We start from the raw sequence: 21,495 nt of genomic DNA, 5'->3' as shown, positions 1-21,495 counted from the left end.
ATTAATATGCAACGAAAGTATTTAAATCTTTCGAAAGACACTACTTAGGAAACAGCCTCTCTAAGAGCATGTAGAGTATGCGGTCGAAGACCCTCTCCACAAATTCCTCCTCAAGACCCAGGGCCTCCACGCCGGACAGAAGTCCTATCGCCAGGGCGGTGAGGGCATCGTTGAACTCCTCCTTGCCAAGGGTCTTCTTATCTAGGTCAACGCGGATGTTGACGACGTCATTGGGCCTTCCCAGGCTGAACTTCATCATGTGAATTCTGTCGTTAAGCTCCAGAAGGGTGTGGTACACATAGAGCTTGTCAGCCTCGTCCATGCCGTACGTCTCGAGGCTGGTGGGGATCATGAGATGAACGAACTAATCCGAGAACGCGACCACGATGGTGAACGGCATCTTGGGATGCTCCGCCACGTAGGTGGCATCACCAATCTCGCTGACGTTCCACGGAAGGTTCACAATATCGGCGGCGTCCTCACTGCCGGACCTAAGCCACCCGAGAACCTGGGTTTCTATATCATCCATCGAGATCACCGGATATAGTACGCGACTTAGGTTAATTAATCTTACAATGGAAATTAAAGAGGTCCACTGGAGCCAACACCCTCCACAGGAAGTGAAGGGGGTGAATGCACAGCAATGTTCTTCAAAACTTTAAGTTTGCAAATGGTCAGATGTATTCAAATATTCATTTCCACTGAAAGGTGAATGTATATAAATGTACGTAAAAATAGATACCTCCATGAGCATCAATGGACATTACAGGTTAACATGAACGCTTAACAAATACCTAAAATTTAACAACATCGTACCCCCTGGGAGTTTCGTTTCCTGTGGAACCCGGTTTTGGCTACTCCATGTTTTCCCTGCTGAAAAGGTGAAAACTCTCCCGCCTTCTCTTCAATTTCATATATTTATAGATTTTCATGAACAATGTTCATAAAAAATTGGAAATCTAGAATAGTAATGAACATAAATCCATACTAGCCCAGAGTTGGTTTAAAACATGATGATTTCACATTTGTAATGTGATTTATAAGTCCATCTTTCCCTAATTCCGGCTGGGAAAACCGTCCATCTCCAAAACTGGGTTCCAGTGGAAATGGAACTCTGGGGGGTCTTTCAGATGGACATCGAAAAAGACCTTTGTTTCCACTGGAAAAAATACTCCATCCGTGGACTTCCCAGGGCAGTGATGATAGTTTTTTAAAACCTCCTCCTGTAGCTTATACCATGATCCCGGTACCGCTCGTGCGAAGACTTCTCAGGATGAAGGTCAAGGTCAGCAGGAACCGACTCCTCCAAATAGCGGCACTTGTACTCCTGCTGGCTGGTATTTTTGCGTTCCTGTTTATGTATTTCGAGAATGTGGGTTTTTACACGGCTTTTTACTGGGCCGTCATAACGATGGCCACAATCGGGTACGGTGATATAACGCCGCAGACCGAGGCTGGCCGCGCCGTGGCTATGGTCGCTGCCGTTGCAGGAATCTCGACGTTTACGGCCCTCGTTTCGATTCTGGCGGAATACTTCATTTCATCGTCTCTGAGGAGGATGATGGGCATGCACAGCGTTAGGTATTCTGGACACTACGTGATAATCGGCCGCGGGAGCAGCATCCCGAGCTGCGTGGGTGAACTCATGTCCGCGATTTCCAGTGGAGAGATAGAGATGCGGCCCATAGTGGTGGTCTTCCCCGACGAGAGCGAGCGGAAGAAGGTTGAGCTTCCAGAGGAAGTGGAGGTCCTCATCGGCGACCCCACGAATCCAGAGACCCTTGAACGCGCCCACGTGAGGGAGGCCTCCTACGTCATCCTTGCCCTTGAGGACGACTCGAAGTCCGTCTTCACGACCCTCATGGTGAAGCGCATGTCTAAAGCGAAAGTCTTCGTCGAGGCCCTCCGCGGGGAGAGCATGGAGCTGCTCAAGGGGGCTGGAGCCGACAGGGTGATACTCAGCAGAAGTCTCGCGGGGAGGCTTCTCGCCAGCTCTGTTTTCGAGCCCGAGGTGGTGGACGTCATAGACGACCTGACCACAGCCGCCGGCGGCTACGATATCTCCGTTCTGAAGCGCAGAGACCTGTGGGGGGTTCCCTACGTTGAGGCCATGAAGCGCCTCCACGATGAGGGCTACTTCCTTCTTGGATACTACAAGGAAAAGCCAGTTCTCAGCCCCGCACTGGACGAGGAGATTCCTGAAGGGTCCAAACTGATCGTCATAAAACCCGGCTCTTCCAGTGGAAAAAGGTGAGAGTGTTGCTCCATTACCCTTATCGTCGGATTGTGTATTCAATTCCTACTAAAACGGCCCAACAAGGGTGTGAATTTGCGATATCTCCGGATATTTGGCACTTTTATCTTGCGCTCCACCGGAAAGAAAAGTATATAACCCTTCGGCTTTTTACCCCTATGAAAGGTAGTTGTAGCGGGTGAGTGAGATGCCAAGGAAGAAGAAGGCTGACGATGAAATAAAAGAGCTCGAAGAGTTTGAGGAGCTCGATGTCGTTGAGGAGTCCCCGTCAAGCTCAACCAAGAAAAAGAAGGAAAAGGAGATAAAGACCCTTGAAGACCTCCCTGGTGTCGGTCCGGCAACCGCCGAAAAGCTTCGCGAGGCTGGCTACGACAGCATCGAGGCCATAGCCGTTGCATCTCCAATGGAACTCAAAGAGATAGCGGGAATCAGCGAGGGTGCGGCTCTCAAGATAATCCAGGCCGCCAGAGAGGCCGCCAACATTGGAACCTTCATGCGTGCCGACGAGTACATGGAGCGGAGGAGCACCATCGGCAAGATCTCCACCGGAAGCAAGAGCCTCGACAAGCTCGTTGGCGGCGGTGTTGAGACCCAGGCGATAACCGAGGTCTTCGGTGAGTTCGGTAGCGGCAAGTGCTTTGCCAAGGACACCAAGGTTTACTACGAGAACGATACTCTCGTGCACTTTGAGGCGATAGAGGACATGTACGGGAAGTACGCCTCCCTAAACGGGGAGTTTCCCTTCGACGACGGTTACGCCGTTCCACTGGAAACCGTCTCCGTTTACACCCTCGACCCGAGTTCCGGAGAAATCAGGAAGACAAAAGCCGCTTACATCTACCGTGAGAGGGTCGAGAAGCTGGCCGAGATAAGGCTATCAACAGGTCATTCCCTCAGGATAACCCTTCCGCACCCGGTTCTGGTGCTCAGGGATGGCATCCAGTGGGTTCCTGCCGGAGAGATAAGACCAAACGACATCATCGTAGGAGTAAGGAATGTCCCAGCAAACTCCGGTGAGGTTGACCTGGAGAGGGCATACTTCCTCGGTCTCTTCGTGGCGGAGGGCACTTCCAATCCTCTCTCGATAACGACTGCCTCTGAAGAGCTCAAGGACTTTGTGGTGAGCTTCGTTGAAATGCACGACGGCTACACTCCTACAGTCGAGGTGAGGCGGGGCATCTATAGAATACTCCTCCGGAAGAAGACCTCTGAGTGGCTTGGTGAACTCGGAGTTTCAAGTGCCTCCACGAAGACTATCCCGGACGAGATACTTAACGCCGACGAAGGGGCCATAGCCGCTTTCCTGGCCGGCTACATGGATGGCGATGGGTACGCCACAGAGTCAATAGTCGAGATGGTTACGAAAAGCCAGGAGCTTGCCGACGGCATCGTGTTCCTCCTCAAGAGGCTTGGAATAACGCCCCGGCTCTCCGAGAAGCGGGTTGGTGACGAGGTGTACTACAGACTCTACATAACCGGCGAGGACAGGAAGGCCTTTGGAAGGGTTCTGGAGAAGGCCCGCATCAAGTCGGGGGAAATGAAAGAGGGCGGCGTCGGCAGGTATCCACCGGCCCTCGGCAGGTTCCTTGGAAAGCTTTATTCCGAGTTCCGCCTGCCTAAGAGGGACAAAGAGACAGCCTATCACATCCTAACGAGGAACAGGGACGTCTGGTTCACCGAGAAAACCCTCTCCCGCATAGAGTGGTATTTCAAAGAGGCCCTTGATGGGCTTGATGCGGCTGAAAAAGCCATCCTGGGCGGGGAAAAACCCAGCTTGCCCTTTGCCTGGACTTCCCTCATCAGATACGGGTTCACTGAGAGGCAGGTTTCCAACTACCGCACGAGGGGCCTTCCAAAGAGGCCGGAGTTGAGGGAAAAGGTAACCGCAGCACTCCTCCAGGAAATCGAGAGGCTGAGGAAAGTTGCCACCCTTGCGCTCGAAACCATAGCCCTCGCGAGAAAGCTCGAGTTCCACGAGGTCTCGTCCGTTGAAACCGTTGACTACAACGATTGGGTTTACGACCTTGTCGTTCCCGAGACCCACAACTTCATAGCTCCAAACGGCCTCGTCCTTCACAACACCCAGCTGGCGCACACCCTCGCGGTGATGGTTCAGCTCCCCGAGGAGGAGGGAGGCCTCCACGGCTCTGTCGTTTGGATAGACACCGAGAACACCTTCAGGCCGGAGAGAATAAGACAGATAGCCGAGGCTAGGGGCCTCGACCCAGACGAGACGCTCAAGAACATCTACGTTGCGAGGGCGTTCAACAGCAACCACCAGATGCTCCTCGTCGAGAGGGCCGAGGAGATAATCAAGGAGAAGGCCGAGACGGACAGGCCGGTAAAGCTCCTTGTCGTTGATTCACTCATGGCTCACTTCAGGAGCGAGTACGTCGGCAGGGGAACCCTCGCCGAGAGGCAGCAGAAGCTGGCCAAGCACCTCGCCGACCTCCACAGGATAGCAGACCTCTACGATATAGCGGTCTTCGTCACCAACCAGGTGCAGGCGAAGCCGGATGCCTTCTTCGGCGACCCGACGAGGCCAGTCGGTGGCCACATCCTCGCCCACAGCGCGACCCTGAGAATCTACCTGAGGAAGGGCAAGGCCGGCAAGCGCGTCGCCAGGCTCATAGACAGCCCCCACCTTCCCGAGGGTGAGGCGATCTTTAGGATAACCGACAAGGGCGCCGAGGACTGAGTTAGTTTTTTAACCCCTCTTCTTTACCTCACTCCATGTCAAAGGTTGAGGCCGTTCAGAATCCCCCTCGCGGGGAACTCCTGAGGATAGTCGATTCCGCCCTGTCGTCCGAGGCAATGCTGACGATATTTGCCCGCTGCAAGGTGCACTACGATGGCCGGGCGAAGAGCGAGCTCGGTTCCGGCGACAGGGTGATAATAATCAAGCCCGACGGTGCCTTTCTCATCCACCAGAGCAAGAAGAGGGAACCCGTTAACTGGCAGCCGCCGGGGAGCTTCGTGACGGTTGAGGAGCGCGATGGCATAATCATCCTTCGCTCCGTGAGGAGGAAGCCGAAGGAGATACTTGAGGTCGAGCTTGAGGAGGTTTACCTCGTCTCCCTGTTCAAGGCCGAGGACTACGAGGAGCTGACACTCACCGGCAGCGAGGCCGAGATGGCGGAGATGATATTCGGAAACCCTGAGCTTATCGAGCCCGGCTTCAAGCCGCTTTTCAGGGAAAAGCAGATCGGCCACGGCATAGTTGACATCCTCGGACGCGATAAGAACGGAAACCTCGTCGTCCTTGAGCTGAAGCGCAGGAAGGCGGATCTGCATGCGGTCAGCCAGCTTAAGCGCTACGTTGAAGGCCTGAGCAAGGAGCATGAGGGTGTTAGGGGAATACTGGTCGCACCGTCCCTGACATCCGGCGCGAAGAGACTCCTCGAAAAGGAAGGCCTTGAGTTCAGAAAGGTTCAGCCGCCGAAGAGGGAAAAGCTCGGAAAGGGCAGGCAGAAAACCCTGTTTTAACCTATGTCCATCTCCTGCGGCAGCATCTCCCTGACCCTGACCACAAGCACAGTGTTCCTCTTCCTCACTTCGACTATTCTGCCGAGGCCGAGGAGCCTCACCTGCGCCCGGCACACGGTCACTTCCCTCTCGTCGCTCTCCTCCCAGGGGATCCGCTGCTCCATGCTCTCCAGGCGGAGTATCTCCGCGAGGAGCCCCTCGGTGCCTACAGTGACATCCTGGAAAGTCTCGTAGGTGATGAAGACCCTCCCGAGCTCGCGGGCCCTTTCGAGCGCGATAACATTCCTCGCGCCCCTTATCTCAAGGGTTTTGTACGGGCTCCTCAAAAGCTCATCGAGAACCCGTCTCGCGATTCCGGCCAGGGTTATCGCCTCCATGCTCTCACCTCACAGGTAGATGCTCTCGTACTGCTTCTCGGCCTTTCTCCTGGCCTGCTCCATCTGCTCGTGCATTTTCCTCAGCTGGGTCTCTATCATCTCCGCCTCCTTGAGCAGGGGCTCCGTTGAGACCTCTATCGGCGTCAGCTTCTTCAGAACCTCTATGACGTTTGCAGCGGCCCTCGGGTCGGGTCTGTCCCCGAAGGTCTCCCCCAGGAGGACGTAGGCGTCGAGTTTTTCCTTGCTTGCCTCCCAGAGGAGCTTCCCGCTCATTCCCATTATCGAACCGTACTGGAGGATTTTCACCCCCAGGTTCTCAAGCTCCCTGTTCAGCTCTTCCCGTGCGCTGACCCCCCAGACGTCCATCTTCTCCTTGAAGAGGCCTATACCTATACCGCCGAGGGATACGATCTTGTCGGCCCTCATGTCCTTGAGGTACCTCACGAGCTCCCGGGCTATCTCGCTCACTAAGGTGGGTGGGACGTAGATGTCCGCCACGGCGAGTATTATGTTATCCTTTCCATAGAACCTGAGAGGGGGGTTTGGCTTTCCATCGAGGATCAGCGCCATGGGTGGGATGAACGGGCTCTCCACGTAGCCTATCATCTCCATTTCCAGCTCCCTGGCCAGGAAGTTGGCAGCTATGTGGCCCACCAGGCCTATCCCGGGATAGCCCTCTATCAGTATCGGATTCTTTATCTCCGAGAGCACTATCTTGACCGGACTCCCGTTTTCCACGGTACCACCCCCGAGAAATTTAGTTTCAAAAGGTTATTAAACTTTCGTCTCTACCCGGCGGTGCTCCCCTTCATTCGAGTTCCATTTCCACTGGAAAAGCAATCCTTATATGAGGGAAGCGAGCATTTAACACGGTGATGACCATGCCGCGGATAGGTATCATAGGTGGTTCAGGCGTTTACGGCGTTTTTGAGCCCAAAGAAACCGTGAAGGTCCACACTCCCTACGGCAGGCCTTCGGCTCCAGTGGAAATAGGCGAAATCGAGGGCGTTGAGGTTGCTTTCATACCGAGGCACGGCAAGCACCACGAGTTTCCACCTCACGAGGTTCCCTACCGCGCTAACATTTGGGCCCTCAAGGAGCTCGGCGTCGAGAGGGTTATTGGGATTACAGCGGTCGGTTCACTCCGCGAGGAGTACAAGCCCGGCGACATAGTCATAACCGACCAGTTCATTGACTTCACCAAGAAGCGCGACTACACCTTCTACAACGGGCCGCGCGTTGCCCACGTTTCGATGGCCGACCCCTTCTGCCCCGAGATGAGGAAGATATTCTACGAGACCGCCAAAGAGCTCGGCTTCCCGGTCCACGAGAAGGGCACCTACGTCTGCATCGAGGGGCCGAGGTTCTCAACGCGCGCTGAGAGCTTCATGTTCAGGCAGTACGCCCACATAATCGGCATGACTCTCGTCCCGGAGATAAACCTCGCGCGCGAGCTGGGCATGTGCTACGCGAACATAGCGACGGTTACGGACTACGACGTCTGGGCCGAGGAGCCCGTTGATGCCCAGGAAGTTCTCAAGGTCATGGCCGAGAACAACTACAAGGTTCAGGAACTGCTCAAGAAGGCCATCCCGCTCATTCCGGAGGAGAGGAAGTGCGGCTGCGCCGATGTTCTGAAGACGATGTTCGTTTAAGTTTTTTTGTAGTACTCTTTCGAATTGTTTTTCTTTTGCACTTGTCTAATCTGTCATGTAGTTTATTTGAATACTCTTTTAGTAATATCTTCAGTGACTTATTGAAAAAAAAATGATCATGCTATGATAAAGCGTAAAGCTTAAATATGAATTTGTCTTCATCAATATTGGTGATGCCCATGGAAGAGAAGCCGCAGTTTGAGGAACCTCAAGTAGTGCCATTGGAAAGTGAAGAGACCCAATGGGCTCTTTGGAGTGTTTGGGGTAAGGAATTTCCAGGAGTTTCTTGATTTATTTCTTTACTTCATTTTATTATTTATTTTCGGAAATCAATTATTAGAGGGTGGAGCATGACTGTGGATTTAAGTTCGACAATGAAATTAAATCCTGATTATCTTGTTAGACTGGAGTATTTTGGCGGGATCCTTTATAACAAAAAATCTATGAAGTACTATGGACTCAACCGTACTGCTGCGGACATTCTCTATCTTGCCCAATATTCTCCAACTATTAAGGATGTTGTGGATCTCTTATGTGAGACATATGGTTTAAATTTCAACGAATCAAAAGCTACAGTTCTTAATTTTTTAAGTTCTCTCTTAAAAAGTGGTGTTATTAATGTTACAAAAAAAACTGATCGACTATCGGTTAATTTGTCTGAGGCAGTTACCAGCTTAAAGCAAGCAAGAGGTTTTGTTGATAAGTTGAACTACCTATCTGCTCCCTTAACGGCATTTTTACACTTAACTTGGGGGTGTAATCTTAGGTGCAAATATTGTTTCTTAAATGCTCCAAGAAAAACACTGCGTAAACCTCTGACATTATCAGAATTTAGACGAATTATAGATGAGCTCTCCGAAATGAAAACTTTTGAGCTGTGTATAACTGGGGGAGAACCTCTCTTGCACCCCAGGTTCCTAGATATCGTTGAGCATGCATATGCTAAGGGACTTGCCCTGAATGTTACCACCAATGGTCTTCTTCTAAATGAGCACTTGGCTAGGACTCTAGCAGGATATAATGTTAATGTCCAAATTCCGCTTCAGAGTTCCACACCAAAAATCCATGAAGATCTAATGGGTGTAAGGGGTTCTTTTAATGGGGCACTTCGTGCTATCCGGCTTCTTAATTCTTACAAAGCTAATGTTTCTGTAATAACTGTATTGCAAAAAGCAAATAAAGAGGACGTATTTGAAATGCCTCAGTTACTTGCTAATTTGGGGGTAAGAGTTTGGAATATTGTCGAATTGAAACCCATAGGAAGAGCAGACAAGTCAATGATGATATATCTTAAAGAGAGATTAAAGATTCTTTCTAAGTTGGAAGAGGAAGCACATAGAATGGGAATACGCATAATAGCTGAGAGGCCGTTCTTTTTCGTTGGTAATGATGAGATATCCCAAACTATACATGATAATGAGTTTTATAAACTCTTCACCCGGTGTGGAGTGAGAGCCGGGCGATATGTTGAAATAACCCCTGATGGATTTGTTTATCCGTGTGATTTATTGTTGGGAGCTACATTCCCTAAACTCATCGCTGGGGACTTACGTCGGAACACTTTCAGAGAGATATGGCATTCCTCAGAGGTTTTGAATAAATTTAGAAATCTTCAACAAAGTGACATCCATGGCAAATGTGCCTCATGTGAATATTTTGGATTTTGTGGTGGTAAATGTAGAGCGTTAGCATACGTGTATTATGGTGATTTATATGGTACAGATCCAAGATGTCCACGTTAGTCTCGCCACTATGAGGATCACAAGAAATCCAAAATCAGGGATAGTTATCTTTTGGAATAATCCATCAAAAATTACTGAGGTTCAAAGTGACGTCGTTAGTTACTCATGCGAATTACATGAGTGTGAGTTTGGTGAATTTAGATACATTGTGAGTGATATCATTGAGCAATGTCATGTGCTAGTATCTCTGAAAAAAACTCTCCTAGATTAGTTTCCTAGAATAATGGCTAGGAGGCTGTAAAGAGTGACCCCACATCGGAATTCCGTTGGCTACTTGGCTTTATTGAGGAATGGCAGCGTTAGGGCCCTGCTCTTAGGGTATTTTCTGAACTCTTTTGCGGTGGCATATCTCATCGGTTATTACCTGAACATAACGCTCGCCTCCATAGGCGGCCCGGCGCTCCTGGGGCTCTTTGCCACAATCAACAACGTTTTCGCGGGTATTCTGCCGGTGCTGGCGGGGGCTTTCAGTGATTTGCACGGCAGAAAATGGGTGATACTAACCTGTGTGCTGTCTGAGGGGATTGGGCTGGCGATACTCGCTTTTATCGTGCCTTTTAAAAACACTCTCGTGATTCTCCCTGCGGCGATGGTCACCGTAGCGTTCATGGCGTCGTCTCCGGTCATGGTTTCTCTCATGGGTGAGTCCGCACCGCGAAACGCCGTGGGAAAGGCCATGTCGCTCCTCTTCCTCACAAACAGCGTGGCCGGAATCCTGAGCTATCTCACCTTCGGTTCGCTGGTGGGAGCGGTTGGTGAGCATTGTCTCTTTTTGCTATCCGGATTTGTAGTGCTGGGGTCCTTTCTCTTCTACCTTCGTGTTTCTGAGACTCTAAAGAGAAATGTTGTTGGTGGGTTCTCGGCGCAGTTAGGGGGCATGGTGAAAGGCATTAGGCTCATCAAAGAGCCCTATCTAAAGTTGTTCATGATCTACGTCTGCTTTGAGTTCTTTGTTAGCTCAATAGCCTCTCCTTTCGTTCCTGTATTTCTGAGGACGGTTTACTCGCTCAGCCTTTCTCAAATCTCCTGGCTTTACTCCGCGATAGGCTTCGTAACCCTGGTTGGGGCCTTCATTGCCGGCTATGTAGTGGACAGAATCGGCAGTCTGAACTCACTCATTCTGAGGGATTCACTCTCTGTCCCATTTCTCCTCCTCTTTGCCCTTGCTCCCTTTCCCTCTGCTTCCCTGTTTCTGGCCGTTCTGGCTTTTATTGAGCAGCTTAACGTAGCTTCCAGCAGATACGTTGTTGAGAACACGATTCCGGAACATCGGGGGATTGTGCTCGGTTTTCGGGCATCGCTGGCAAGGCTCTCCGCTGTTCCCGCGCCTTCGGTGGGGGCCATCCTCTGGGGTTTTAACCCAAAGACGACCTTCATTCTGCCCGCGCTGCTGACTCCTGTTGGAATCGGGATTCTCCTCGTGCTTCGGAAAGTAAGGCCTCTCGCGGTTCGCCCTTCTGGGTCCGAGGATCTCAGAAAATCTTTTTAACTTCCACCGGAAACATAGCTTATTTTGGGAGTTTGTGGGGCTCATGCTTTTCTTCATTGAGAACGGTCGTGTTATCGGCCCGTGGGATCTTGATTCAGGACCCGGCTCTGGCATCGTTTCGGCTTTTTGATTCCCAAATTGTATATCCTCTTTGAGAAGTCTTCTCATCGGTGGTTGCGATGAACAAAGCCGAACTCCTTACTCACGGCGACATAAAAGCCAAAGAAATAGCCCTGGCCTTAATGGAAGAGGCGATAAAGAGCGCGGACCCGTACGGGGCGGTAAAGAGGGCTTTGAAAGTTGGGGGCGGCAGGCTCATTGTTGATGGAAAAGAGTTTCGGATAAGGGGAAAAATCTACGTTCTGGCCTTCGGAAAGGCGGCCTGTCCAATGGCAAAGGCCGTTGAAGAGGTTCTGGGCGAGAAGATTGCCGGGGGAATAGCTGTGACTAAGTACGGCTGTTCTCTGCCCCTCAAAAGGATCAAGGTGATTGAAGCCGGGCATCTGATACCCGACGAGAATTCCGTGAAAGGGGCCAGGCTCGGGGTTGAGCTTGCGAAAAAAGTGGGGGAGAACGACGTCCTCATAGTTCTTATCTCTGGCGGCGGGAGTGCGCTGTTCACGCTTCCCGAGGACGGGATAAGCTTTGAGGACAAGATGAAAACGAACGAGCTCCTCCTTAAAAGCGGGGAGGATCTACGAGATAAACACTGTGAGAAAGCACATCTCAAAAGTCAAAGGCGGCAAGCTGGCCAAACTCGTTAAGGGGACCCTGATAAGCCTCATCATCTCGGACGTTGCCGGTGACCCGCTCGATGCGATAGCCTCCGGCCCGACCGTGAAGGATCCGACCACATTCGAGGACGCTCACCGGATCCTCAAGCTCTACAACCTCTGGGATAGGCTTCCCAAAAGCGTGAGGAGGCACATAGAGCTCGGTCTCGAAGGAAAAGCTGAGGAGACCCTGAAGGAAGACCTCCCAAACGTCCATAACTTCCTCATAGCGAGCAACGCCCTGGCCTGCGAAGCGGCCGCGAGAAAAGCTAAGGAGATCGGTCTCAAAGCCCACATCCTGACGACCACGCTTGAAGGAGAAGCCAGGGAAGTTGCTGTTGCTTTTGGCTCAATTATTGAGGAGATCTACCACAGAAACAGGCCCTTTAAAAAGCCCTGCGTTCTGATAGCGGGCGGTGAGACTACCGTGACGATAGGAGGGAAAGCGGGCCTCGGCGGGCCGAACCAGGAGTTCGCTTTGAGCATAGCGGGGAAGATCTCGGGCCTAAGGGGCGTTGCGGTTCTGGTGGTGGACACGGACGGAACCGATGGACCGACTGACGCCGCCGGAGGACTTGTGGACGGCCATACCTTTGAGGTTCTCAGAAAGGCGGGGGTAGATCCAGAGGAGTACCTGAGGAGCCACAACGCCTACGGGGCTTTGAAGAAGGCCAGGGCCCTTCTCGTGACTGGCCCGACGAGGACGAACGTAAACTCGATGGTCATTGGGGTGGTTCTTTAGGCCGGTTTTATTGTTTTCAAAGGGCCAATGTGGGAGAACCGGCGGTTGTCCTTGATGCCCGCCCCCGCATCCCCTCACTTTTCCGCCAGGTTCAGCGTTGCTTTCAGCGAGTCCCCTTCACGTTCCAGTTTAATCCAGAACCTGTTGAAGTCCGTAAGGTCGCGTTTAACGTTTTCGTTGTCCGTAAGTGCCGCGAGCAGGTACTTCACGAATTGTTCGTGGAAGACGGGATTGTAGTAGTCCGCGTAGTGCGGAAGAGTCAGCCTCCAAGTTTTTCCCCTGGAGTATCCCCGGGGCAAATAAGTTCTTTCTTCGAGGTTAGCAATGTTTCTGTCGGAAATTAAATTTGAGTACTCCTCTTCGAGGAGCTTCCTCAGATCCGTCGATATTCTGATCAGGTCTGCGGGGCTGAACGCATGGTCGTTTTGCCTAAAGTCCTCGGCCGAGAGTATTCCGATTTTTCTGACCATCACGTCGTTTTTATCCCTGCTGATCTCGTAGATGGTGGCGTTCGAGATTAAGAGCCCCTCGCCGAGACTTCCCCGCTGATAGACCAACCAGTAGGTGTAGTACGTCCCCGGGTCCATCACTGGCGGGTGCTGGTCCAGGATAAAGTATTCTCCGCTGAGCTTTATCGCCACGGCCGCGTGCCCTATCGGCGAGTTCTCGAACTCAATGCTGAGGACGTAAACCGGGGAGTAGTTCATTTCGAGCAGGAGCGCGGCGGTTAAAATGGCATAGTCCCTGCAGACGCCCGCTCCCCTCTGGATGGTCTCATAGGGGGTTTGGATTTCAACGCCAGGCGCTGCATCGATTCTGGTGATTTTTCCGTTGGAAGTCCAGATAATCGGATCCGGCAGGGCGGCTTTGGAGTAGTTGTACTCTATGTTCTCGTGGAGCCACTCCAGAATATTCCAGGCGCTTTCTTTGATGTTCTTTCCCTTTAGCTGGCTGGCGAGATCGGAGATTTTTGAGAGTTCTTCTTCAGTCAGAGCACATTTGAGGGCGTCTTGGAAAATATACCGCCAGTGGCTATTTGAACATTGGGATTCGGGGTTATAGAGGGAGCCTGTGCCGGTGTATGCGTTGAGGTGCTCGTAGAGTGAGTCGGGGGAAGTGCATCGGTTTCGCCCGTTGTTGAGGTGCTGGTATAGCCCTGTATGCGGGTGCTGGCTCCTTGGGAGGAACCGCTTGAATTCCCCAGGAGGGGTATCCCAAGGTTATTGAAACTTCCCTGGGAATACAGATAGGCGGCTAGGAGTAGCATCAGGAGAGCGATTCCGATGAGAGCATATTTTCTTCCGTGTTTCCTCTCCGGTGTGTATGCCTGTGAGTAGACGCTCTCTGGTATGATGACCCACCGCTTTCCGTCCCTAATCTCAAATCTAATCGAGGGAGATCGGGGTAGCACTTTTTTGATTTTTGCAGTCTCTATGCGGATCTCCCCGGGAGTTACGTAAACACTCCCCCGATCTTTAAACCGGTTTTTGACGTTTATAATCACGTCCTCGTAGCGAGTGCGGTCTTTGGACTTCCATGTTCCAGAAACCGATGGAACTATAGGTTCTATCCAGGATTCGCCTCCGGACGATACGCTAACAGGCTTCCTTCCAAGAGTGCTCCTCCTTCCAGCTCCAGTGGAGATTTTCCCGGCTCCATACAGGCTCTTCCTTTTGTTCTCGTACTCTTCCCAGAATTTTCGAGTGTAGGGATAGCATGGGTGGCCATCTTTGCGGCGCCATTCCTCTTCCAGAAACGCTCTCAGCTCCGGATGCTTCTTCCAGAGTTCTTGATATCTGTCGAACGTCAACACGAGGGCCGGTTTAACGTGCTTTTCACAGAACCACTCCCCACAGTACGGGCACTGGTAAAGCTTCTTTTCGCTTCTATCGCCCTCGTAAGCTGCACATCTCGGGCAGACGCCGAAGTCTTTGTCGTTTTCCCTGAAGGGTCGTTACTCTCTTTCCTCTCATGAACATCCGCTGCTTCCCCTCTTCCAGGATGGTTTCTATCGGCGGATTCTCTCACGGCTTTTTGGAGGAGCTTTGCTCTCTTTTTTTTTCGGCCTCAAACACGAAATCCGAGAACACCTCAACTTTTCCCGTGAGGTACTCCTCGATCTTCTGTCCCAGGAGTATCAGATCCCTTCCGACTTGTTTAGCGGTTTCCTCGTCTACGCTGTGGGGGCGGCGGTATACGTAGTTTATCGTCTCCATGTACTCGTGCAGGATGTCCCCTGAAACATCAGTCGGATTTTTTCCTGAGTACTTATACCACAGCCCGTCTCTCCAGTCTGTCAAAAACTCGGCCATTAACTCGGGGATTGGGTACTCTGTGACGTCTAGTGTTCCATCCTTGTAGTGTACAACTGGGCCACTGTGCAATGTAGCGATTATCGGGTTTAGAATCGGATTTATGATCCTGGTTATGAGATAGTGCAGATCTTTAGATGACTGATAGTCTACCATAACTCTCACCGGAAGTTAATTATGAGTTTGGTTTGTTTCATAATAAATTTTTTGGATGGCTTAAAGTATTGTGAAATGAAGGTTGAATAGCCTCATCGGGAATGCTGAAATCATTGTTTTTCCTGTTTTTCTAATCCAACACCTTTTTAACTCCCCTTTTCGTTCCTTCCTCTAAAAAAGGAATGGTGGTCCCCATGAGCATTCTCATCAAGAACGGCCACGTTATCTACGGCGAGAACCTTGAGATTGTGCGGGCAGATGTACTAATTGAGGGCAACAGAATAGTGAGCGTTGAGAAGAAGATAAACGAGACCGCCGACACCGTTATAGATGCCACCGGAAGGGTGGTTTCTCCGGGCTTCATAAACCTGCACACCCACTCACCCATGGGGCTCCTCAGGGGCCTCGCCGACGATCTGCCTCTCATGGACTGGCTCCAGAACCACATATGGCCAAGGGAGGCGAAGCTCACTAGAGAATACACCAAGGTTGGCGCGTACCTCGGAGCGCTGGAGATGATAAAGACCGGGACAACGGCCTTCCTCGACATGTACTTCTTCATGGACGCCGTTGCAGAGGTCGTTGAGGAGTCCGGTCTTAGGGGCTACCTTTCCTATGGAATGATAGACCTCGGCGATCCCGAGAAGACCGAGAAGGAACTCAAAGAGGCTCTCCGCACGATGGAGTTCATAGAAAAGCTCGGCTCCGACAGGGTTCACTTCGTCTTTGGCCCCCACGCCCCCTACACCTGCTCGATAGCCCTCCTAAAGGAGGTTAGAAGGCTCGCAAGCGAGCACAACAAGCTCATAACGATCCATGTAAGCGAGACGATGGCTGAGATAGGGCAGATAACCGAGCGCTACGGGAAGAGCCCGGTTGTTCTCCTCGATGACATTGGCTTCCTTGGAAACGACGTCATAATAGCACACGGCGTCTGGCTGGACAGTAGGGACATCCAGATTCTAGCTAGACACGGAGTTACAGTCGCCCACAATCCAGGAAGCAACATGAAGCTCGCGAGCGGCGTTATGCCCCTCGAAAAGCTCCTGAATGCCGGAGTAAACATCGGTCTCGGCACGGATGGAAGCGCAAGCAACAACAACCTGGATATGCTCGATGAGATGAAGCTGGCAGCGCTTCTCCACAAGGTTCACAACCTCGACCCGACCGTGGCCGATGCTAGGACAGTTTTCAGGATGGCCACGCTCAACGGTGCCAAAGCTTTGAGCCTCAAGGCGGGCGTCATAAAGGAGGGCTACCTTGCTGACATCGCGATCATAAACTTCAACAGGCCTCACCTCAGGCCCATCAACGATGTGATAAGCCACCTCGTTTACTCCGCCAATGGAAACGACGTGGAGACGACGATAGCGGACGGAAAAATCCTCATGCTCGACCGCGAGGTCCTCACGCTCGACGAGGAGAGAATCCTCGACGAGGCCGAAAAAACGATAGGAAAGCTGGCCTAGCTCAGAGGCTGGCCAGCCAGTCCGGGTCGAGGTTTACCCTCTTTTCTCCCCATGCCCTGAGCGCCCTGTACATAGCCGCCCCAGCGATGGCTGAGAGAACGCTCGCGAGGCCAGTTGTGAGACCGTCAATCAGGCCCGCCAGCAGGGCCCCAGTGAAGCCTCTGGCAACGAGGGAGGTCATGAAAACGAGTCCCCCGGCCGCGGCCCTGATGCCAACGATAACGGCCCCCATCAGGGCCCCGAAGACGAAAACCTCTCTCGCATTGTCCAGGGCGGTTCCGATTATTCTCAGCCCTTCCCCGAAATCCTTGGTCCATATGTACGCTGGAATCATCATGGTGATTATCCCCATCAGGAAGATTGCGGGGGGCAGTCCAAGCAGTCCCGCTATCACGTACTTCGTTGTTCCGGAGAGGGCGTAGTACGCCAGTATCGCGGGGAAGAGCATGAGGCCGCCGGCTATGAGGATTACGATTCCGTAAACGATGCCCACCAGGAGGACCATTATCCCCCCTGTCACGGACTCCCTTATGAGGGCCGGCTCCTCGAAGGGTATGCCCCTTTTGTGATGGTAGAATGCCCTGGTGGGGTAGTAGAGGACTGTGAGTTTGATGAACAGGGCTATAAGGACGAGCAGAACCGCGATGCCAATGCTGAAATCGGGACTGTATGCTACCAGCTCCACATTTGAATCGAGTCCTGAGATAGCCATGAGCGCACCGGCTATCCCCGACGCCGCAACGGGGTACCTCCATAGCTTTTTGTCCTTGGAAATGGATGTAATGGCTTCCGCCAGTGCTTCAAACGCTTTCATGGGGCATCACTTACATCTTCCCTTTTGAAATTCTCATCCTTCTGGAGGATGCGGCAAACTTCCCAATGACCCCTTAAAGTCGAAACCCTTAAATATCTTTCTGATTAATACTGCCTTGAAAAGATGATTGAAAAATAGTTCCACTTGGAGAGGTATCATGTGTTCTTTCGCCTTTGAGGGGATGATGTTGTCCTGTGTCCTTTCAAAAACCGCGTTCGAGTTTGTGCGTGTTATCTTTTTCCTTGAAAACTTGCCCTTCGGGATGGGATGGAGGTCAGAAACTAACATTTTTGTAAAGTAATTGCTGACGTGTTGTTTCCGCTCCAAAGGTGGCTAGGGATCAGAGTATGTCCCCTTCGGAGGGTTGCTGAATGGTAAGAGTCACAACGGAAAGATTTTAATGCTTGAGGAAAAATACTGACTTCGAGCTAAAGGCATGTGAATAGAAACTATAACCGGTGAGCTGGATGATCGAGCTGATTTTTGGCGCGGCGTTCCTTGTATCGTACGTTTTACTATTCTATAACTATCACCTTACGGGACGGAAGGCGCTCGTTTACTACGCACTGGCGTGGTTCAGTCTTTCGATACATTTCTTCGTCCCCGGGGAATCAGTATACGCGGTTGGCCTCGCCTTCTTCGCATTCCTTATCTGGCTTGGGAACATAAGGGCCTCGGATGAGCTCCTATGCCCTCTTAGATATTCTCGGGAGCTTAGGTACTTCTCCGTTATCCCTATAGCGGGGTTGATCTTCCTGTTTCCTGAACATTCTATAGCTTCCTTCGCCGTTCTCTCGGCGAGTGTAATGTTCTCGGGGATTTACTTAATCCTCACTGGGAATGGCGATTTGAGGCTAATGGGACTCCTTGAAATTCTCTTTGCCGCCACTTCATTCCTCAGAGGTTACTACTTTTCCAATTCCTACGTTGGCCTGGTTGAGGCGCTCTTGGCCTTTGTCCTCTCCTACGTTTCAATAAAGACCTTCCTCGATAGTTCATTCATCGGCGAGTTTGAGGTGATGGATGTAAAGACCGAGCTGAAGCCCGGGGTGGTCATGCTCGGGTCCGTTTCAGAGGATATCTTTGAGGGTGCTCTGGTATTTTCAAGGCAGAGGAGGGAGTTCCCTAACTGGTTCTGGATAACCAAGGTTTCTGATGGGGGGATTTCGCCCACCAACCTTCCCAAGATACTCGACATCGCTGTTAAATTCATGAAAAGGGCCAACGAGCACGGAAAGCGCCCGGTCATCGTTATCGACGGCCTTGAGTATCTAATCCTTGAGAATGGATTCTCCGCGGTTATCAAATTCCTGGCAACGATGAGAGACTACGCTCTGCTCCACAATGCAACCATCGTTATAGTGGGGGACGATTCCTTTCTGGATGAGCGGGAGAGGAAGATACTCCGCAAGCTCTTCGATTAGCCAGCCCGGCAAAGCTCTTAAGTCCCGAAGGGGATTAGATGAAACGGTGGGCCCGATGGTCTCCTTTGAGATTGTCCGTGGAGATATAACCCGTTTTCCAGCTGAAGTCATAGTCAACGCCGCCAACAAGTACCTTGAGCACGGTGGAGGAGTTGCCTATGCCATAGCAAAGGCCGCTGCAGGCGATCCGGTTGAGTACATTCGGATAAGCAAGAAAGCACTCATGGAGCAGATTGGAAAGGACTTCATCGAGCACGGGGAGGTCGTCGTAACTCCTGCACTAAGGCTCGAAAAGCCCGGTATAAAGCATGTCATCCACACGGTCGGACCCTACTGCGGTGGAATCTGGGACGAGGACAAGAAGGAGAAGCTGAGGAAGGCCATCCTCGGGGCGCTGAGGAAGGCGGAGGAGCTTGGAGTCAAAACGATAGCCTTCCCGGCGGTAAGCGCTGGCATCTACGGCTGTCCGCTTGAGGAGGTCGTGAAGACCTTCAAGGAGGTCGTTAAGGAGTTTGGGAAGGAAGCGAAAAGCGTTGAGAAGGTTTACCTCGTCTTATATTCCGAGAGGGATTACGAGAGGGTGTTGAAGGCTTTGGCGGTTTAAGGTCTCAGAAGTCGCTTGGGTCGCATATCGGAGTTACTATGGTAAGAACAGTACGCTTGAACAAGGAGAGGGTAGATAATGAGATTTTTGATTATTTAGTTGGTTTAATTTATTGAACACTTCAAACTAACCTATAGTGATAGAAAAATTTTTATAATAAGTAGCATCATCTGCCAATGGTGATACCCATGCCCTGTACTAGCCGCCCTTGGCAATATGGGATAAGGAGTCCAAATCCATCGGACAATATTTGCGGAGGATTCATACAAGTGAAAACCCCACCAATACTGCCAGAAGATTTGAAGTGTCTGATAGTGATATGGGCTTCTTTATCAACAAGCAACGGACACTTCTATCAAACTTCTCTGGGCTTTCATCCTGATTGGGGTTGGCATATTTCAGCAGGCTCTACAAACCCTCAGCTTGAATGCGATCTGGCTTGTCCACCCTTTAAATTAAATGGGAAGATTTTTAGACCAAAGCCAAATACTGTTTATGAGCTTGGTATTAGACTTACACCTGACGGTTCAAATAACAAAGTTCACCTTTATTTCGTTGACCTCAGCACAAACATGTTATATGATATATACGTGTTGGATGATTTTGGCAATGTGTCAACTCCAATTGGAGGAATCTTAGAAGCGTATACAGTAGATCCTTCTGAGCTCAGCAAGTTGGGAGGAAGTAATGCATTCAGGATAGTGAACACAAATTGGCTAATAGAACCGTGGACATCTACTCGGTGGCCTCATGGTTATGTATACGAGGCTAAAGGTAATGGATATGAAACCACGCCTGAGGATATCCAGATTAGGTTGCTGAGTCCGGGGAACCTATATATTGGATACGGAGTTGGTGGAGAGCACTACCCAAGCGATTATCGGTTGTGGTGATAAAATGAGGCAAATTCTCTCAATTTTTTTAATTTCTCTGGTGGTTTTTTCGTCTCTATGCATAAACCGAGCCTCAACAGATCATTCTTATCATTCCTCCCATCCTGAACCGGCTCGAGAAGTCACAGCGTTTCTCACTGAGGCTAAGAAAAACATTAAAGAATGCAACACAACTTTAAAGAAGCCTCTAGCTCCTTGGAGCGAGCCAGAGTATTTGAACATGACCCCCTTAAATGGAACAACCATCAAGCTGGGCGACAAGATATACATGTACACTGTTCTGGGCATCTGGAACGTTAGTTTTTCCGGAGAGGCGAACATTGGGGAGTATAAAATTATCTGGGAGCAACTAAAGAACATTACAACAACCGGAGGACAGGAGATTGACTTCAAAATTTACAAAGGGAGTGCAATGGTAAGTTCTTTCATCTACTGGTATATCCCATTCCAGCTGGATTCGTTCTGTGTCGTGGTTAGTTCCAAGTCCATAAATCTCCCAAACGGGGATACATTAACCTTTATCTTCATGAATGTCGAAAAAGGGGATTTGTGGCTTGCTTTGCTTGGGTGACATATCAAGGTGCACTATTATCTCCATGGTGAGGTATGCAGGAATCTCTCACGTCTCTCTTTATTCTAAGGCTCTTTCTGGAGGTATTTTCCTTTGGCTATCCTCTTTTTCTCACGTGATGTGCAACTTTTGGATTTTCATGAGAGTTCCTCCCTGGGCATTAATGGTTTTACATCGTCGTAATGGGTGTGGTGGAGCTTATTATTGTTCTTTTCCCAGAGAACTCGTGAGTAGCGACCTATCAAAAGTTTACTTTTTTCTTCTGAAGGCCTCGTCCTTTAGGGTGGGGATACAGTAAACCGCCCAACAGCCTTTAAACAGGAAAGCAAAACTATTTTAAAGCCTAAAAAACATTACCATACTTTAGAATGAAGCGGTCAATAACGGTAAAACTACAACCCTCAAAAACCCAAGAGGAACATTCAAATCCGAAATAGGCTCGGCAACAGTTCAACAAATCTGCAGGAAGAACGCCGAAAGCTGGAGAAGCTTCTTCTCACTCTTAAGGAACACGCGGAACGGAGAACCCCCCAACTGGCTCAAACCCAAACCACCAAACTACATCAAGGGAGAAGGCTTAATAGTCCTCAGAAACGACCAATACAAAATTGAAGGAAACAAACTAATCCTCAAAGGCCTCGAAAAGTTCAAACGCCTCGAAATTCAATTCAAGGGGAGAATACACTTAAAGGGCAAGCAAGGGCGATTAGAAATAACTTACGATCCAATAAGAC

Annotated in this window: 19 protein-coding genes and 2 pseudogenes; 13 read left to right on the top strand and 8 right to left on the bottom strand. The window is 50.7% G+C overall.

Annotated elements, in window-relative coordinates:
- Window positions 1-40: 40 nt before the first annotated feature.
- Together APY94_RS13665 and APY94_RS13660 are read right to left on the bottom strand one after the other, a co-directional pair.
- Complete coding sequence (locus tag APY94_RS13665) at window positions 41-322, bottom strand: hypothetical protein (RefSeq protein WP_245610433.1); 282 nt, start codon at window positions 320-322, stop codon at window positions 41-43.
- A gap of 42 nt (window positions 323-364) precedes the next feature.
- Window positions 365-529 (bottom strand): hypothetical protein, encoded by a 165-nt coding sequence (locus APY94_RS13660; RefSeq protein ID WP_245610432.1) that lies wholly within the window; start codon window positions 527-529, stop codon window positions 365-367.
- A gap of 708 nt (window positions 530-1,237) precedes the next feature.
- On the opposite strand from APY94_RS13660, the gene APY94_RS07105 reads away from it, so the two are divergent.
- The 3 genes from APY94_RS07105 to nucS all read left to right on the top strand — a co-directional run bounded on the left by APY94_RS07105 (window position 1,238) and on the right by nucS (window position 5,740).
- A complete protein-coding gene (locus APY94_RS07105; protein ID WP_058938968.1) occupies window positions 1,238-2,254 on the top strand; it encodes a potassium channel family protein in 1,017 nt (338 codons plus the stop codon).
- A gap of 187 nt (window positions 2,255-2,441) precedes the next feature.
- Window positions 2,442-4,952, top strand: coding sequence for a DNA repair and recombination protein RadA (gene radA / locus APY94_RS07100; RefSeq protein ID WP_058938967.1), 2,511 nt, complete (start codon window positions 2,442-2,444; stop codon window positions 4,950-4,952).
- A 35-nt stretch (window positions 4,953-4,987) separates the two neighbouring features.
- Window positions 4,988-5,740, top strand: coding sequence for an endonuclease NucS (nucS, locus tag APY94_RS07095; protein WP_083500634.1), 753 nt, complete (start codon window positions 4,988-4,990; stop codon window positions 5,738-5,740).
- On the opposite strand, the gene APY94_RS07090 is transcribed toward nucS, so the two are convergent.
- Entirely contained in the window at window positions 5,737-6,117 is a 381-nt protein-coding gene (locus APY94_RS07090) for a DUF473 domain-containing protein (protein ID WP_058938966.1), read from the bottom strand. The genes nucS and APY94_RS07090 overlap by 4 nt on opposite strands.
- Before the next feature lie 9 nt (window positions 6,118-6,126).
- Window positions 6,127-6,855, bottom strand: a complete 729-nt coding sequence (locus APY94_RS07085; protein ID WP_058938965.1) for a proteasome assembly chaperone family protein — start codon at window positions 6,853-6,855, stop codon at window positions 6,127-6,129.
- Window positions 6,856-6,998: 143 nt separating this feature from the next.
- Here APY94_RS07085 and APY94_RS07080 point away from each other — a divergent pair, with 143 nt between their 5' ends.
- The 4 genes and pseudogenes from APY94_RS07080 (at window position 6,999) to APY94_RS07060 (ending at window position 12,518) form a co-directional block, all read left to right on the top strand.
- Window positions 6,999-7,772: an S-methyl-5'-thioadenosine phosphorylase gene (locus APY94_RS07080; protein ID WP_058938964.1), complete on the top strand. Its 774-nt coding sequence runs from the start codon at window positions 6,999-7,001 to the stop codon at window positions 7,770-7,772.
- Between the two features lie 350 nt (window positions 7,773-8,122).
- Window positions 8,123-9,514, top strand: a complete 1,392-nt coding sequence (locus APY94_RS07075; RefSeq protein ID WP_058938963.1) for a PqqD family peptide modification chaperone — start codon at window positions 8,123-8,125, stop codon at window positions 9,512-9,514.
- Between the two features lie 244 nt (window positions 9,515-9,758).
- Window positions 9,759-11,003, top strand: coding sequence for an MFS transporter (locus tag APY94_RS07065; RefSeq protein WP_058938961.1), 1,245 nt, complete (start codon window positions 9,759-9,761; stop codon window positions 11,001-11,003).
- A 179-nt stretch (window positions 11,004-11,182) separates the two neighbouring features.
- A pseudogene (locus tag APY94_RS07060) lies at window positions 11,183-12,518 on the top strand (glycerate kinase type-2 family protein).
- Between the two features lie 74 nt (window positions 12,519-12,592).
- Here the strand turns inward: APY94_RS07060 and APY94_RS07055 are convergent.
- The 3 genes from APY94_RS07055 to APY94_RS07045 all read right to left on the bottom strand — a co-directional run bounded on the left by APY94_RS07055 (window position 12,593) and on the right by APY94_RS07045 (window position 14,986).
- Window positions 12,593-13,486 (bottom strand): transglutaminase-like domain-containing protein, encoded by an 894-nt coding sequence (locus tag APY94_RS07055; RefSeq protein ID WP_281176016.1) that lies wholly within the window; start codon window positions 13,484-13,486, stop codon window positions 12,593-12,595.
- 20 nt (window positions 13,487-13,506) lie between these two features.
- Window positions 13,507-14,328, bottom strand: coding sequence for a hypothetical protein (locus APY94_RS07050; RefSeq protein WP_157065498.1), 822 nt, complete (start codon window positions 14,326-14,328; stop codon window positions 13,507-13,509).
- Between the two features lie 214 nt (window positions 14,329-14,542).
- A complete protein-coding gene (locus APY94_RS07045) occupies window positions 14,543-14,986 on the bottom strand; it encodes a hypothetical protein (protein ID WP_058938958.1) in 444 nt (147 codons plus the stop codon).
- A gap of 194 nt (window positions 14,987-15,180) precedes the next feature.
- Here APY94_RS07045 and APY94_RS07040 point away from each other — a divergent pair, with 194 nt between their 5' ends.
- A complete protein-coding gene (locus tag APY94_RS07040) occupies window positions 15,181-16,455 on the top strand; it encodes an amidohydrolase family protein (RefSeq protein WP_058938957.1) in 1,275 nt (424 codons plus the stop codon).
- A 1-nt stretch (window position 16,456) separates the two neighbouring features.
- Here the strand turns inward: APY94_RS07040 and APY94_RS07035 are convergent, their stop codons facing one another.
- Entirely contained in the window at window positions 16,457-17,269 is an 813-nt protein-coding gene (locus APY94_RS07035; protein WP_058938956.1) for a hypothetical protein, read from the bottom strand.
- Window positions 17,270-17,736: 467 nt separating this feature from the next.
- On the opposite strand from APY94_RS07035, the gene APY94_RS07030 reads away from it, so the two are divergent.
- The 5 genes and pseudogenes from APY94_RS07030 to APY94_RS13655 all read left to right on the top strand — a co-directional run.
- On the top strand, window positions 17,737-18,693 hold the full coding sequence (locus tag APY94_RS07030; protein WP_058938955.1) for a DUF835 domain-containing protein: 957 nt from the start codon (window positions 17,737-17,739) through the stop codon (window positions 18,691-18,693).
- A gap of 55 nt (window positions 18,694-18,748) precedes the next feature.
- A complete protein-coding gene (locus APY94_RS07025; protein ID WP_058938954.1) occupies window positions 18,749-19,297 on the top strand; it encodes a [protein ADP-ribosylglutamate] hydrolase in 549 nt (182 codons plus the stop codon).
- Between the two features lie 179 nt (window positions 19,298-19,476).
- Window positions 19,477-20,190, top strand: a complete 714-nt coding sequence (locus APY94_RS12935; RefSeq protein ID WP_211259703.1) for a hypothetical protein — start codon at window positions 19,477-19,479, stop codon at window positions 20,188-20,190.
- A 4-nt stretch (window positions 20,191-20,194) separates the two neighbouring features.
- Window positions 20,195-20,761 (top strand): hypothetical protein, encoded by a 567-nt coding sequence (locus tag APY94_RS07020; RefSeq protein WP_058938953.1) that lies wholly within the window; start codon window positions 20,195-20,197, stop codon window positions 20,759-20,761.
- A 421-nt stretch (window positions 20,762-21,182) separates the two neighbouring features.
- Window positions 21,183-21,495: pseudogene (locus APY94_RS13655) on the top strand (RNA-guided endonuclease InsQ/TnpB family protein); the annotation flags it as partial.

Source organism: Thermococcus celericrescens (assembly GCF_001484195.1).
GTDB lineage: Archaea > Methanobacteriota_B > Thermococci > Thermococcales > Thermococcaceae > Thermococcus > Thermococcus celericrescens.
This window is presented reverse-complemented; position numbering and strand designations above follow the sequence as displayed.